We start from the raw sequence: 13212 nt of genomic DNA on the forward strand, positions 1-13212 counted from the left end.
GCGAGTATGCTCATGATTGCTGTAGTGTTTGAGACTTTCGTCCCTTTGCTAAGCCTTTTTATCTTTCTATTAGGTACAGGCTTTTTTTCAACATTGCTTGCTTTGGCGATGACGCTTAATCATGCCTCTCCTGTGATGATTGGAGCAATGACTGCTGTTTATTATGCAGGGTTGGTCTTAGGCTCATTTCGTGCGGAACGTTTTATTACCCGTGTGGGGCATGTAAGTGCTTATTCTGTATTTTCATCGATGCTTGCTGTTATCTATTTAGTACATGGCTTCCTCTATGATGTAAGTTTGTGGATCATTTTGCGTTTTATTGCAGGGTTTGCCGCGGCGGGGTTATTTGTTGTTATTGAAAGTTGGTTGTTATGTAAGAGTACGCAAACAAACCGCGGGCAAGTGCTTTCCCTTTATATGATTGCGTTTTATGCCGCCCAAAGTTTGGGGCAGTTTTTTTTAAATCTAGGCGACCCTAAAACTCTATTACTTTATGCTGTGGCATCGCTGATGTGTTCTTTGTCCATCATCCCTTTATCGATGTCCTATGTGGCTTCACCAAAATTTGATAAATCATCAACACTCAGTCTTAGAGCATTAGCCCGTATCTCTGCTTCGGGGTTAATCGGATGTTTAAGTTCAGGTTTAATTATGGGGGGGCTCTATGCATTTATGCCTACTTATTTGAGTGATTTATTTCACGATAAAGCAGAAGTTGCTAAATATATGTTTGCCATAATTTTTGGCGGCATGTTGTTACAATACCCTGTTGGCAAATTATCTGATGTAATCGAGCGTGGTAGCGTTTTGATTATGCTTTCTGTTGGCACGATAGTCGTGTCCATTCTGCTCATGTTTGGGCATCCCAGCCTATGGTTTGTTTTTAGTTTGATGCTTTTATTTGGCGGACTGACATTCACGTTGTATCCGATCAGCATTAGTCATGCCTGCGATTTGCTAGACCCTCGTGATATTGTGGCGGGAACGCAAAGCTTATTACTGGCTTATAGTTTGGGCGCTATGATTGGGCCGTTTATAGCTTCAGTTTATATGCATACCTTTGGTTCACGAGGACTTTTTATGTACTTTAGTAGTATCTGTGGTTTTATTGTCCCTTTATTTATTTTATGGAAAAATCCTGCGAGAGATGAATCTTTCTTGAGTATGCCTTAGGTCAATAAGTGCGTTAATCCTTGCAGATAATTGTTTTCATCGGGCATGCAATTATCACGTTGTGCTTGCCATAAGCACTCTGCCAAATGTTCCATCATCAGATGTTCTACAGCAAGTTCATCGTTATACTTTTTTAGTAGTTGTCGAAAAATTTTGCTTATGCCAACGGGTCTATCGGTGCTCACCTGATCACGAATAGCCAAGTGCAGCCCCATGTGCAAAAAGGGGTTGGCTTGTCCCATTTCTGGAAAATAATTTTGTTCTTTATATTTTGGGTTTTCCAATATCACATGGTATTCCGGATGAGCAAGTATCACATCGACAATTTGCTGCTCAAGAGGTAATAAGGGTTGCTTTTGGCGATATTTTTGCCAACTGGAAAAAAAAAGTTGTCGGGTATCTTGTACATTATCACCGTAAAACATATTTAACCTGCATTATTTTTTAATGTTTGGAGTCTAGCTCAGGAAAGGCATAACAACAATCTTGTTAGAGATGACTTAAGCTCTCTTTTGCAAGATTGCAACACCTAGGAAGCATAGTGTTATTAATGAAGTCGCTTAAAATCTTGACAATCTTCCTGTGTCTATGAGATAGTGCCGTTGCGAGGTTGGACTTGCTATGTGTCATTCCACTGGGTCAATTGGCGACACACTGATTGGCCCTTTCTATATCTTCCTGCGGTAATAAATTTAATCTTGCTTTTTTTTCTACCATACGTTAAAAAGATTATTCAAATTTTTTCAATGGAGTTGAGAATGCTAAGAGCTTTTGGATTCACGTCATATTTTTTTAATTCGCCCCCTACTCCTCCCCAGCAAAAATTAGATTCTTCTGTTACTTTTGATTATCGCAATACAGAGCATATTGATATCATTAAAAATCGCATCGCGCGTTTTAAACAAGCACAGGCTGCAATTTATAGTTTTGATAATAAAATTATTAGTGGCCTGGCTGTGGGAACGGTTTGTTGGGCTGGCGCTTCGATTCCTCTTCCATTTACACCAACGATCACTATTTCCTTAGCGAGTTTTTCTTATGCGTCGTATCAATTGGGTCGCCGCCCTGATTCTGGCTTGCTTGAGCCTTATCGTGAAGCGCTGACGGATCTAATTGAAGTCTACAAATGGTCCATGCATGGCAAAACAAACACTTGGTATAAATTAGGTGTGCCCCAAATCCAAGATTTGATTTTAACTTTAGGTCCTTGGGTGCCGACAGAAACTATTGCTATCTGGGAGGAAAAGGATTTAGAGCCTGGTAGATTTTCTTCCCGAGGATTAGAACCGACCAAAGAATTTAAAGACAAGTTAAATGAATTGGCTGCTGGAGCGCATACTAAAAGCATTTGGTTTTCTGTGTACGGCGAAAATGGCACCGATGATTTGATTAATGCCGCGAGTGCCTATTTAAAACAAGTTGCCTTAGGAGCTGCAGAGAAATACGCGCCTACACCCGTGACAACGCTCTTTAAATTACATAACAATTAAGCACAGATGTAAGGTTAAATTCTCTCTATATTGTTTAACTGAAAGCAAGTTTACAACTCAGAAATAACATCAAAATACCACTGGAAAACTCAATGCGTCGCCAAACGGCGGCGCGCGTGAGTACTTCTGAAAAATAATGGGTAGTAAAAGTCAGCGAAAAAAACCAAAATAAACTGGAGGTAATGACACCCAATAAAAATGCTTGCTGATGCTCAGGGTATTGACTACTACCACCACCAATAATTACTAAGCTATCAATGATTGCATGAGGGTTAAGCAAACTAAAACCTAATGCTAACATGATGATTTGCCAGCGACTTGTGGCTTCCTGTGCTTTAGCGGTTTCTCTACTTTGCTTGCTTAAGGCTCGTTTTAACGCTTGTGCACCATAATAAAAAAGAAACGCCACGCCAAACCAGGTAATCCATATTTTTAAAGTAGGATGAAGTTCAAGCATATGGTGTAATCCTGCAACACTTGCGCAAACTAAAATAATATCGCAGCAGAAACAGATTGTTGCAGAAAGTGCTGCATGTTTGCGCAATGCTCCTTGGCGGATCAAAAATACGTTTTGCGGACCAAGGGCAGTGATTAAAGACAGTCCTAGCATGAGTCCATTGAGATATACAAACATTGACAACTCTTAAATTTGTTACAAAAGAGTGGCAATTATTAACCATTTTTACTTATAATTAAAATTAATAATTATTATGATTGATAAATTTTGCTTATGAGAATAGAGCAGCGTGGTTTACAGGCTTTAGATGCAGTTATTCAAACACAAAGCTTTGCGGGAGCAGCCAAGCAATTATTCATAACTCAGCCGGCCGTCACCCAACGGATTAAGCAATTGGAAGCTCAATTTGGTCAACCATTACTAATTCGTAGCCTACCCTACCAAGCCACTCCATTGGGTGAGAAGTTATTAAGTTTGTTGCGTCGTACACGCTTATTGGAAGAACACCTCCTGCAAGAAATAAAAAAAGAGCTGCCTGCTCGATTGTCCGTAGCATTAAACCGCGATAGTTTGGAAACTTGGTTTTCGCGCTTACTCGTTGACTTGGAAATTCTTGAGAAAATTAACATTGATATCATTACGGACGATCAAGAAGTGACAATTGATTATTTTCGTAAAGGCTCTGTCTCAGCATGTGTGACTACTTACAATCGCGCCTTACCAGGTTGTGAATGTACCTTATTGGGGCATATGAACTATTTGTTGGTGGCCTCTCCTCATTTTATTGCCCAGCATTTTAATAATAAAAAATCATTAGCAGAAAATTTGGCCAATGCACCAGCTATTGTTTTCGATAATCGCGACAGATTACCAGAACACTTCTTTAATCATTTTTTTAATAAGCCGCTTTCTCTTCGCCGTTACCATATGGTGCCTTCTGTTCAGGCATACAAACAATTTGCATTACAAGGCTATGGTTACGGTTGGATCCCAAGTTTAGATATTGCTAGTGAATTGGCCAAGGGGGAGTTGCAAGAAATTTGCCCTGATAAACGTTGGTTAATGCCCCTTTATTGGCATTACTGGCAATTACCAGCTAAACAATACCAGTTGTTCATTAAAAAAATAGAAAAAGGGGCTAAACAATTTTTAATATAATGTAAGTCTAGGCTATCTTGACTTCAACTTTCCCCTCAGTAATTCGAGTAGGGTAAACTTTGAGTTCTTTAGGTTTGGCGATCTTCCCTAATAATGTTCCTACAGCTTTAGGCCAAGGTGACCAGCATTTTACCGCTCCTGTGGCTAGATCAAATTCACTTTTGTGGAAAGGGCAAACAATTGCACAATCATCATTGATTTTGCCTTTGCTAAGAGGTAACTTGAAATGAGGGCATTGGGCTTGTACAGCATGAACTTGCTCTTTGTGCCATATAAATAGAATCTTATGGTTATCGATTACCAATGTTTCGCGTTCGTTCTTTTTAAGTTGCGATAAATCGATTGCTGCTTTCCACGCCATAAGCTTTCCCTTGAGTTGTATTTGAAAGGCGCATAATAGCAGTGCTAATTTAGGTTGTCAGCCAACTTCATGGCATTTTTGCAAAATCTCTCAATGATCAACGTTGCAAGTTGCCTGGGGAGGGGTATAAAATGCCGAAATTATTTTTCCTGCCAGTAATTACCTTAATGGTAATAAGTTTAAAGGAGGGAGCGTGGGCTCTTTGTTGAAAAAAAACGCAATTATTGCCTCTTTTTTGGTGACCTACAGTATATTGTCAGGTTCTTTATATGCAGCTAGTAAGACAGATATTACTCAAAAGGACAAGGCTGCCGAGCAATCAAAAGCCCTTTCGACTTCAAAGCCTAGTCCTGATGCCAATACGACTGCGGATGTTAAGGTAACGCCCAAATCAGCATCGGCAAGCAATGCAGACTCTAATGCTAATACTTCTCAGCCTTCGACGACAGGAACACCGGCAACAACCAATACGACAGCTACTCAGCCTATCGTTACGGAAAATCCTAAGCCTACACAGAATACTCTGAATGCTGTTGATGACAGAAATAGACCGGTAGAGCCATTAATTGATGGTTACTATCCACCTTATCCACCAACCACGGCAGCAGCAGGTATGCAAGCAGAATTAATTGCTCGTGGCGAATATTTAGCAAAAATGGGTGACTGCATTGCCTGTCATACTGACGTCAAAGGTGGCACACCAGCTTATGCAGGTGGATTGCCCATTAATACTCCTTTCGGCACATTTTATAGCCCTAACATCACCCCTGACAAAGACACGGGTATTGGTAAGTGGACTGAAGAGGATTTCATCCGGGCTTTAAAAGAAGGGCGCGACCCAGAGGGGCGAAATTATTTTCCAGTTTTCCCCTATATCTATTTTTCTAAAATTACTGATGATGATGCGCGTGCTCTCTATGCCTACTTCATGAGCATTCCACCTGTTAAGCAGAAAAATAAATCCTTGCCTTTTCCATTTAATGTTCCGGGTTCACGTTTGGCTCTATGGGGATGGAATATATTATTTTTCTTCCCTGAAGATAATGCAATTGAGTATGATGCAGAGCGCTCCCCTGCATGGAACCGAGGCAAATATATTGTTGATAGTTTAGGTCACTGCAGCATGTGCCACACACCACTCAATATATTTGGTGCGCCCAAAGATCGATTCTACTTAACGGGGACTTTTATAGACGGTTATTGGGCTCCGAATATAACAAAATACGGATTACGTTCGGTAAGTCGTTATGAAGTTGCGGATGTTTTTGCTCAAGGGCAACTTATTAATAGAGCAGGTCCAGTAGCCGGACCCATGGCAGAAGTAAATCACAATAGCTTAAGCTACCTCACAGAAGAGGATAGACTTGCTATTGCGACTTATTTAAAGACCGTAACTTCCGATGAGCCTTTAGGTGTTCCTGCTTCGGAAAGTCAACCTACCATTAAACGTGGAAAGCAAGTCTATGTTAATTCCTGCATCATCTGCCATCAACGAGGTGAGATGTCCGCTCCAATTATTGGGAATAGCGCCAATTGGTATATGCGTTTAAAGAGTCGAGGTTTAACGGGACTTTATCGTCATGCTATCCATGGCTATAACAGCATGCCAGTGAGAGGTGCTTGCGTAACCTGTTCGGATAATGATGTGATGGCTGCTGTGGATTATATTTTAAATGCCTCGTTAACCCGTTCTCAATGGCAGGATTTGGCCACTGGAGGTGCTGCAAAATACCCAGCGAATGGTCAAGAAATTTACAATGAAAACTGCAGTATGTGCCATAACGATGGCAAACAAGGAGCGCCTAAAATTGGTGATAAAGCCGTTTGGGAGCCCATTATTGAGAAAAATATTGATGTTTTAGTCGAAAACACAATAAGGGGTGGGTACCATCCAAAAAATGGCGGTTGTAAGCAATGCACCACGGGTGAAATTCTTGAGGCAATTAAGTACATGGTGAGCCGATCAAAAACAGAGGGTAATTATTCACTGTGGTAATAAAATTCTAAACCTAGATTCATTAGAATTAATTGTTGATCCGTCATGGTTATAACACGAAAAGTCAGTCTTGCATTCGCAAGATTGACTTTTAAGAAACCTGACTATTTAAAGAGGTGATATGGGGATGCTAAAAGGGTTTAAGCTGAGCAAAGTACTTGCCGCTGCAATTAGTCTGGGGTTAAGCCAGGCTACCATGGCTGCAGCAGATAAGTGGCAAATGAATATGTATAAAGGGGTGACTCCCTTGAGTAAGGATATGTATGATTTACATATGATTGCTATGGTTATCTGCGGCATTATCGGTATTGTCGTTTTTGGCGTAATGATTTATTCATTAATACATCACCGCAAGTCGAAAGGGTATGCGCCAGCAAGTTTCCATGACAATACTCGTGTGGAAATTCTTTGGTCCATCATCCCCTTCTTAATTCTTGTTGGTCTTGCTATCCCAGCAACCAAGGTACTCATCAATCTAGAGGATAGTAGCGATTCAGATGTCACCATTAAAGTTGTTGGTTATCAATGGAAGTGGCAATATCAATATCTCGATCAGGGCATTAGCTTTTTTAGTAATTTATCAACACCCTATGAACAAATTCAAAATCAACAACCTAAAGGCCAATGGTATTTGCTAGAGGTTGATAAACCGGTGGTTGTTCCAGTGAATAAAAAGATTCGCTTCTTGGTAACCTCCAATGATGTTATTCATTCTTGGTGGGTTCCAGAGATTGGTGTTAAGCGTGATGCCATGCCTGGATTCATGCATGAGGCGTGGGCAAGAATAGAAAAACCTGGTGTTTATCGTGGGCAGTGTGCTGAGTTATGTGGACTGAATCATGGCTTTATGCCAATTGTTGTCAAAGCTGTAAGTGATGAAGAGTTTGAGCAATGGGTTTCTCAACAAACGAAGGCAAGGGATCAGTATGCAGAAACAGCTGGTCAGCCAGAGGCCCAAGCCAAAATGACCCGCGAAGAACTGATTAACTTAGGTAAGCAAAAGTATGATCAAATTTGCGCTGCCTGCCACCGCGTGGATGGTAAAGGTTTACCACCAATGTATCCTCCTTTGAAGGGAAGTTCTGTTGCGGTAGGAAAACCTATCTCACGGCATATCGATATTATCTTAAATGGTATTCCAGGTTCGGCAATGCAAGCATTTAAAGATCAACTGACAGATGCTGAAGTTGCGGCTATTGCGACCTATGAGCGTAATGCGTGGGAAAATAATACAAATGATGAAGTACAGCCGGCAGACGTTGCAAAAGTACGTCAAGGCGACAATCAGGCACCGACGATGGTGAACAAAGCTAAAGCTGGAGGTTTGCGATGAGCCAAGTGTTAACCCACGACCTAGATCATGAAGAGCATGGTCCTGAACAAGGCAAAGGAATTATTGGTTTTATAAAGCGCTGGTTATTCACAACAAACCATAAAGATATCGGAACTTTGTATCTATGGTTGGCAATGATAAGCTTTTTCGTTGCAGGCACGATGGCTTTGATTATCAGAGCAGAGCTTTTTCAGCCTGGTCATCGCTTTGTAGATCCTAATTTCTTCAATCAAATGACTACATTGCATGGCCTAATTATGCTTTTCGGGGTAGTCATGCCTGCGTTTACAGGGATGGCCAACTGGCAAATCCCGATGATGATTGGGGCTCCAGATATGGCCTTACCCCGCTTGAATAACTGGAGTTTTTGGATACTGCCCTTCGCCTTTGCCTTATTAGGCTCCACAATGTTTCATAGCGGTGGTGGTCCAAACTTCGGTTGGACAATGTATGCACCTTTATCAACTAAATTTGCACCGCCAAGCACCGATTTTATGATTTTTGCCATTCATATGATGGGTCTTTCATCAATTATGGGCTCTATCAATATTATCGCTACTATCCTTAATATGCGTGCGCCAGGCATGACTCTAATGAAAATGCCGATGTTCGTCTGGACGTGGTTGATTACTGCATTTTTATTAATTGCAATTATGCCCGTGCTCGCTGGTGCTGTTACCATGATGCTCGCCGATAGACATTTTGGCACTAGTTTCTTTACCGCAGCAGGTGGTGGTGATCCAGTGTTATTCCAACATGTATTTTGGTTCTTTGGTCATCCAGAAGTGTACGTTTTGGTTTTACCTGCATTTGGTGTGGTTTCTGAAATTATTCCAACCTTTAGTCGTAAGCCATTATTTGGTTACCATTTCATGGTTTATGCAACTGCAAGCATCGCATTTTTGTCTTTTATTGTTTGGGCCCACCACATGTTTACAACAGGTATGCCTCTTGGTGGTGAGTTGTTTTTCATGTACACAACAATGCTCATTGCGGTACCAACAGGAGTAAAAGTATTCAACTGGGTTAGTACGATGTTCAAAGGAGCAATGACTTTTGAAACACCAATGTTGTTCGCTATAGCTTTTGTATTTTTGTTTACGATAGGGGGCTTTACAGGGTTAATGTTGGCATTGGTTCCAGCTGACTATCAATATCAGGACACTTATTTTGTTGTTGGTCATTTCCATTATGTGTTAGTTCCCGGGGTTATTTTTGCCTTATTGGGTGCGACTTATTACTGGCTCCCCAAGTGGACAGGGCATATGTATAACGAGCGTTTGGGTCAATGGCATTTTTGGTTGTCTGTAATCTCCGTAAATGTGACTTTCTTCCCTATGCATTTTCTTGGACTTGCAGGGATGCCACGGCGTATTCCAGATTATGCTTTGCAATTTACTAATTTTAATGTTGTTGTCAGTGTTGGCGCTTTCATATTTGGCCTTTCACAGTTGCTATTTCTCTATAATGTGATCGCTACTGTACGTGGAGGGAAAAAAGTGGATGCCCAAGTTTGGGAAGGAGCACATGGGTTAGAGTGGACTTTATCATCGCCCCCGCCCTACCATAGTTTTTCGACACCGCCTGAAATTCATTAATGAGTATAAAAAAGCAGCAAATCAATGTTTGCTGCTTTTGAATAATCCAGTGCATTTTAGAGAATGACAATTTTTGAGATAGAGAGGTAAGATGGCTCAGAAAAGTCATATAAAATTAATTGCAATATTAGCAGCTCTTGTAATTGGCATGTTTGCTTTTGGCTTTGCTCTAGTGCCTATTTATAATAGCCTTTGCAAAGCATTAGGCATTAATGGCAAAGTAACATTAGAAGCGTCTGCCTATGATGTCAAGACTGCCAAAATTGCAGTAGATAGAGAGGTTACTGTCGAGTTTGTAGCAACCAATAATGGTAGTTTGCCATGGACTTTTTATCCAAAAATCACAAAAATAAAAGTTCATCCGGGTGAAATGGCTAAACTTGCTTTTTACGCAGAGAATAAATCAAATCATCGAATGACGGTACAAGCTATCCCAAGCGTGACACCCGGCATAGCTGCGAAATATTTGAAGAAAACGGAGTGTTTCTGTTTTACACAGCAAACACTAAATGGACATGAGGCGATGAATATGCCTTTGCTATTTCATCTTGATACTGATTTACCAGCCAATGTTAAAACAATTACTTTGGCTTACACACTTTTTGATGTATCGGATAAGATAATTAACTAAGCTCATGACCATCAACAATGATGGGCTAAAGATAAACAGGAGAATTGTATACAATGGGAGCGCATGGCACTTATTATGTACCCAAACCAAGTCATTGGCCTCTGGTGGGTTCAATTGGCTTAACCACTACTTTGGTTGGAGCTGCTTCTTGGCTGCATCATGATTGGTATGGCCCCTATTTGTTTACCTTAGGTTTGTGCATCTTGGTTTTTATGATGTTTGGCTGGTTTGGTCAAGTTATCTATGAAAACCAAAAGGGCGTTTATGATTTGCAGGTCGACCGCTCCTTTCGTTGGGGGATGTGCTGGTTTATTTTTTCCGAGGTGTGTTTTTTTGGTGCATTTTTTGGTGCCCTTTTCTTCACACGACTTTGGTCAATACCCGTGCTTGGTGGTGAAGTGCATCCAATTACGCACATTACCTTATGGAATGATTTCCAAGGTAGATGGCCTTTACTGATTAACCCTGACAATCAAACTTTTGTGGGGGCTTATGAAGGAATGAAGGCTTGGGGCTTGGCTGCTATTAATACCCTTATTTTATTAACATCAGGTGCTACTATAACCTGGGCACATTGGGCTTTAAAACTTAATAAACGCAGGCAGCTAATAGTTGGTATGTTTTTTACCATTGCTTTAGGGGTGTTGTTCTTAACCTTGCAATCTTATGAGTATCACGAAGCTTATACCGAGATGAACCTAACGTTAGGCGCTGGGATCTATGGTACTACCTTCTTCATGTTAACAGGATTTCACGGTTTGCATGTGACAATTGGTACTATCATGCTTATTGTTATTCTTATTCGCTGTATTCGCGGTCATTTTACACCCGAGAGACATTTTGGCTTTGAAGCGGTGGCCTGGTATTGGCACTTTGTTGACGTTGTGTGGTTATTCTTATTTATTTTTGTGTATTGGTTGTAAGCAGCATTATAATTGCTTATTAACCAATAGCCCCGGCTGATATTTTATTGCATTAATAGTTAAGGTGTAGGTGAAGCGGTAATTAAGAAAGGTGATATTGGTAATTATTGCTTCTCCATGAAAAAATTGAGCATTAAAAATAACCGAGCTATCTTTATCAATATAATCTGTACTTGTTAGCTGCATTTCCGTATCAGTAAGTTCGACTAACAAGCAGGATGCATGCGAATGCCCGCATTTTAACTTGACGACCACTGGTTGCACTGGTTGGATTTGCATAGGTCATCTCCACCGTATGCTCTTATATCGGCAAAAATAAGTAGATCTTGAGTCTCTATTTTGATAATTAAAGTGAGTTACTAATATTGCTTATTTCTAGGTAGTAATCTTAAAAATATGCGTATTTTAAAGGGCAGTCTCTTACTTCGCTCTTTATGTTGAGCTTGCATCCATTAATTCCTGAATAACTGTTTGTAAATTCTGCAAACTCTCATAATGAATGACTAAAGTGCCTTTGCCTGCTTTGCCTGGTTTAATTTTAATAGTAGTGTTCAGTTGTTGAGAAAGAGAGCGCACCTGCTCTTGTAACAAGGAGTTGATTTCCGGTTTGGCTAAAGGTTCTGCTTTACCTGCTTTGATCCGGGCAACCAATTTTTCTGTTTCACGCACGGATAAATTTTTAGCTACTATTAGCTGAGCCGCTTGAGCTTGTTGTTTGTCCTCTAGCATAAGAAGAGCCCGTGCATGTCCCATGTCAAGATCGCCATGCTCTAATAGCCGTCTGACCTCAGGAGTCAAACTCAACAATCGCAAATAATTGCTTACTGCTGCTCGCGACTTAGAGAGTATATCGGCAACTTGTTGATGGGTTAGACCGAACTCTGTGGTAAGGCGATACATGGCACGGGCTTGATCCATGGCATTCAGGTCTTCACGTTGTAAATTTTCTACTAAAGCGATAGCCATTGCTGTTTCATCATCTACTTGACGAAGAACAACAGGAACTTCCGTTAAGCCTGCTAATTGTGAAGCACGCCAACGACGTTCGCCAGCAATAATTTCATAGCGGCCACTAGAAATTTCACGTACTACCAAGGGCTGCAATACACCTTGTTGCTTAATAGAGGCGGCTAACTCAGCAAGGGGAGCTTCTTCAATTTCGCCTCGAGGTTGATATTTTCCAGGTTGTAGACAATTAATTGCTAGTTTGAGGTTCTCTGTTACAGATTTCTCAACAAGCAAGGCAGCGCTGGTATTCCCTAATAAAGCGGATAAATTACGTCCAAGACCTCTGGTTTTAACTGTCATAAATACCTCGATTTAAACGGCGACCGCTTGCTTATTGATAACTTCAGCTGCTAAAACCATATATGCAGCAGCACCTGGGGAAGCTTTATCATATTGGAGAGCTGGCATTCCGTGACTGGGAGCTTCAGCTAAACGTATGTTACGCGGTATCACCGTTCTATAAACTTTATTACTAAAATGCTCAAGTAGTTGTTTGGAAACCTCAGAGCATAAACGATTACGTGCATCGTACATGGTGCGTAAAACGCCTTCAATATGCAGACGAGGATTCACACTTGACTTGACTTGTTCGATAGTGGTTATTAGAGCAGCCAAACCCTCCAAGGCATAATATTCACACTGCATAGGAATTAAAACAGAATCTGCAGCAACCAGTGCATTAATAGTCAGTGTGTTTAATGCTGGGGGGCAATCAATAAGAATAAAATCATAAGCGCTTTGAATAGATTGCAATGCTTTAAATAAAAAAGTTTCTCGATGATTTCTTTCCATCAAACTAACTTCCGCAACGGTTAAATCACCATTCGCTGGAATTAGATCAAAACCACAAGTAGTTGTTAAACAGGCCTGCTCAGCAAGGCAATCACGTAATAGCACGTCATTGGTAGTATGAACCAAGGCATTTTTATCGATACCTGAACCCATCGTGGCATTTCCTTGAGGGTCGAGGTCTATTAGCAAAACTTGATGGCGATTTGCGGCGATAGATGCTGCTAGGTTAATTGCGGTCGTTGTTTTGCCCACGCCCCCTTTTTGGTTGGCAATGGCGATGACTTTTGCCATG

General features: G+C 40.9%; 14 protein-coding genes. 8 read left to right on the forward strand and 6 right to left on the reverse strand.

Annotated features, from left to right (window positions below; genetic code table 11):
* Positions 1-12: 12 nt before the first annotated feature.
* Positions 13-1173 (forward strand): MFS transporter, encoded by a 1161-nt coding sequence (locus Lbru_RS00720; RefSeq protein ID WP_162262374.1) that lies wholly within the window; start codon positions 13-15, stop codon positions 1171-1173.
* On the opposite strand, the gene Lbru_RS00725 is transcribed toward Lbru_RS00720, so the two are convergent.
* Complete coding sequence (locus Lbru_RS00725) at positions 1170-1598, reverse strand: DUF1841 family protein (RefSeq protein ID WP_058440264.1); 429 nt, start codon at positions 1596-1598, stop codon at positions 1170-1172. The two genes, Lbru_RS00720 and Lbru_RS00725, sit on opposite strands and share 4 nt — an antisense overlap.
* Positions 1599-1931: 333 nt before the next feature.
* On the opposite strand from Lbru_RS00725, the gene Lbru_RS00730 reads away from it, so the two are divergent.
* Complete coding sequence (locus Lbru_RS00730) at positions 1932-2663, forward strand: hypothetical protein (RefSeq protein ID WP_058440265.1); 732 nt, start codon at positions 1932-1934, stop codon at positions 2661-2663.
* A gap of 34 nt (positions 2664-2697) precedes the next feature.
* Here Lbru_RS00730 and Lbru_RS00735 read toward each other — a convergent pair whose 3' ends face one another.
* On the reverse strand, positions 2698-3297 hold the full coding sequence (locus tag Lbru_RS00735) for a LysE/ArgO family amino acid transporter (protein ID WP_058440266.1): 600 nt from the start codon (positions 3295-3297) through the stop codon (positions 2698-2700).
* Positions 3298-3393: 96 nt separating this feature from the next.
* On the opposite strand from Lbru_RS00735, the gene Lbru_RS00740 reads away from it, so the two are divergent.
* Positions 3394-4278 (forward strand): ArgP/LysG family DNA-binding transcriptional regulator, encoded by an 885-nt coding sequence (locus Lbru_RS00740; protein ID WP_058440267.1) that lies wholly within the window; start codon positions 3394-3396, stop codon positions 4276-4278.
* Between the two features lie 7 nt (positions 4279-4285).
* Here the strand turns inward: Lbru_RS00740 and Lbru_RS00745 are convergent, their stop codons facing one another.
* Positions 4286-4639 carry a Rieske (2Fe-2S) protein gene (locus Lbru_RS00745; RefSeq protein ID WP_058440268.1) on the reverse strand — a complete coding sequence of 118 codons (354 nt, stop codon included), beginning with the start codon at positions 4637-4639 and terminating at the stop codon, positions 4286-4288.
* Positions 4640-5162: 523 nt separating this feature from the next.
* Between Lbru_RS00745 and Lbru_RS00750 the strand changes: the two genes are divergently transcribed.
* The 5 genes from Lbru_RS00750 to Lbru_RS00770 all read left to right on the forward strand — a co-directional run bounded on the left by Lbru_RS00750 (position 5163) and on the right by Lbru_RS00770 (position 11120).
* A complete protein-coding gene (locus tag Lbru_RS00750) occupies positions 5163-6635 on the forward strand; it encodes a c-type cytochrome (protein WP_058440433.1) in 1473 nt (490 codons plus the stop codon).
* Between the two features lie 127 nt (positions 6636-6762).
* Positions 6763-7968, forward strand: coding sequence for a cytochrome c oxidase subunit II (coxB, locus tag Lbru_RS00755; RefSeq protein WP_058440434.1), 1206 nt, complete (start codon positions 6763-6765; stop codon positions 7966-7968).
* Positions 7965-9566: a cytochrome c oxidase subunit I gene (ctaD, locus tag Lbru_RS00760; RefSeq protein ID WP_058440269.1), complete on the forward strand. Its 1602-nt coding sequence runs from the start codon at positions 7965-7967 to the stop codon at positions 9564-9566. Before coxB ends, ctaD begins: the two co-directional genes overlap by 4 nt.
* A 91-nt stretch (positions 9567-9657) precedes the next feature.
* The gene (locus Lbru_RS00765) at positions 9658-10197 is read left to right on the forward strand and encodes a cytochrome c oxidase assembly protein (protein ID WP_058440270.1); all 540 of its coding nucleotides are present in this window, start codon (positions 9658-9660) and stop codon (positions 10195-10197) included.
* 53 nt (positions 10198-10250) lie between these two features.
* Positions 10251-11120 (forward strand): cytochrome c oxidase subunit 3, encoded by an 870-nt coding sequence (locus Lbru_RS00770; RefSeq protein WP_058440271.1) that lies wholly within the window; start codon positions 10251-10253, stop codon positions 11118-11120.
* Positions 11121-11126: 6 nt separating this feature from the next.
* Here the strand turns inward: Lbru_RS00770 and Lbru_RS00775 are convergent, their stop codons facing one another.
* The 3 genes from Lbru_RS00775 to Lbru_RS00785 form a co-directional block, all read right to left on the reverse strand.
* The gene (locus tag Lbru_RS00775; RefSeq protein WP_058440272.1) at positions 11127-11399 is read right to left on the reverse strand and encodes a hypothetical protein; all 273 of its coding nucleotides are present in this window, start codon (positions 11397-11399) and stop codon (positions 11127-11129) included.
* Between the two features lie 153 nt (positions 11400-11552).
* Positions 11553-12428 carry a ParB/RepB/Spo0J family partition protein gene (locus Lbru_RS00780; RefSeq protein WP_058440273.1) on the reverse strand — a complete coding sequence of 292 codons (876 nt, stop codon included), beginning with the start codon at positions 12426-12428 and terminating at the stop codon, positions 11553-11555.
* 12 nt (positions 12429-12440) lie between these two features.
* Entirely contained in the window at positions 12441-13211 is a 771-nt protein-coding gene (locus Lbru_RS00785; protein WP_058440274.1) for a ParA family protein, read from the reverse strand.
* Position 13212: the final 1 nt, after the last annotated feature.

Origin of the sequence: Legionella brunensis, assembly GCF_001467025.1 — a bacterium.
Taxonomy (GTDB): domain Bacteria; phylum Pseudomonadota; class Gammaproteobacteria; order Legionellales; family Legionellaceae; genus Tatlockia; species Tatlockia brunensis.

Bases quoted from the DNA above. Each gene is read 5' to 3' on its own strand.
- Lbru_RS00720 (WP_162262374.1), top strand. From the start codon at position 13: ATGATTGCTGTAGTGTTTGAGACTTTCGTCCCTTTGCTAAGCCTTTTT.
- Lbru_RS00725 (WP_058440264.1), bottom strand. From the start codon at position 1,598: ATGTTTTACGGTGATAATGTACAAGATACCCGACAACTTTTTTTTTCC.
- Lbru_RS00730 (WP_058440265.1), top strand. From the start codon at position 1,932: ATGCTAAGAGCTTTTGGATTCACGTCATATTTTTTTAATTCGCCCCCT.
- Lbru_RS00735 (WP_058440266.1), bottom strand. From the start codon at position 3,297: ATGTTTGTATATCTCAATGGACTCATGCTAGGACTGTCTTTAATCACT.
- Lbru_RS00740 (WP_058440267.1), top strand. From the start codon at position 3,394: ATGAGAATAGAGCAGCGTGGTTTACAGGCTTTAGATGCAGTTATTCAA.
- Lbru_RS00745 (WP_058440268.1), bottom strand. From the start codon at position 4,639: ATGGCGTGGAAAGCAGCAATCGATTTATCGCAACTTAAAAAGAACGAA.
- coxB (WP_058440434.1), top strand. From the start codon at position 6,763: ATGCTAAAAGGGTTTAAGCTGAGCAAAGTACTTGCCGCTGCAATTAGT.
- ctaD (WP_058440269.1), top strand. From the start codon at position 7,965: ATGAGCCAAGTGTTAACCCACGACCTAGATCATGAAGAGCATGGTCCT.
- Lbru_RS00765 (WP_058440270.1), top strand. From the start codon at position 9,658: ATGGCTCAGAAAAGTCATATAAAATTAATTGCAATATTAGCAGCTCTT.
- Lbru_RS00770 (WP_058440271.1), top strand. From the start codon at position 10,251: ATGGGAGCGCATGGCACTTATTATGTACCCAAACCAAGTCATTGGCCT.
- Lbru_RS00775 (WP_058440272.1), bottom strand. From the start codon at position 11,399: ATGCAAATCCAACCAGTGCAACCAGTGGTCGTCAAGTTAAAATGCGGG.
- Lbru_RS00780 (WP_058440273.1), bottom strand. From the start codon at position 12,428: ATGACAGTTAAAACCAGAGGTCTTGGACGTAATTTATCCGCTTTATTA.
- Lbru_RS00785 (WP_058440274.1), bottom strand. From the start codon at position 13,211: ATGGCAAAAGTCATCGCCATTGCCAACCAAAAAGGGGGCGTGGGCAAA.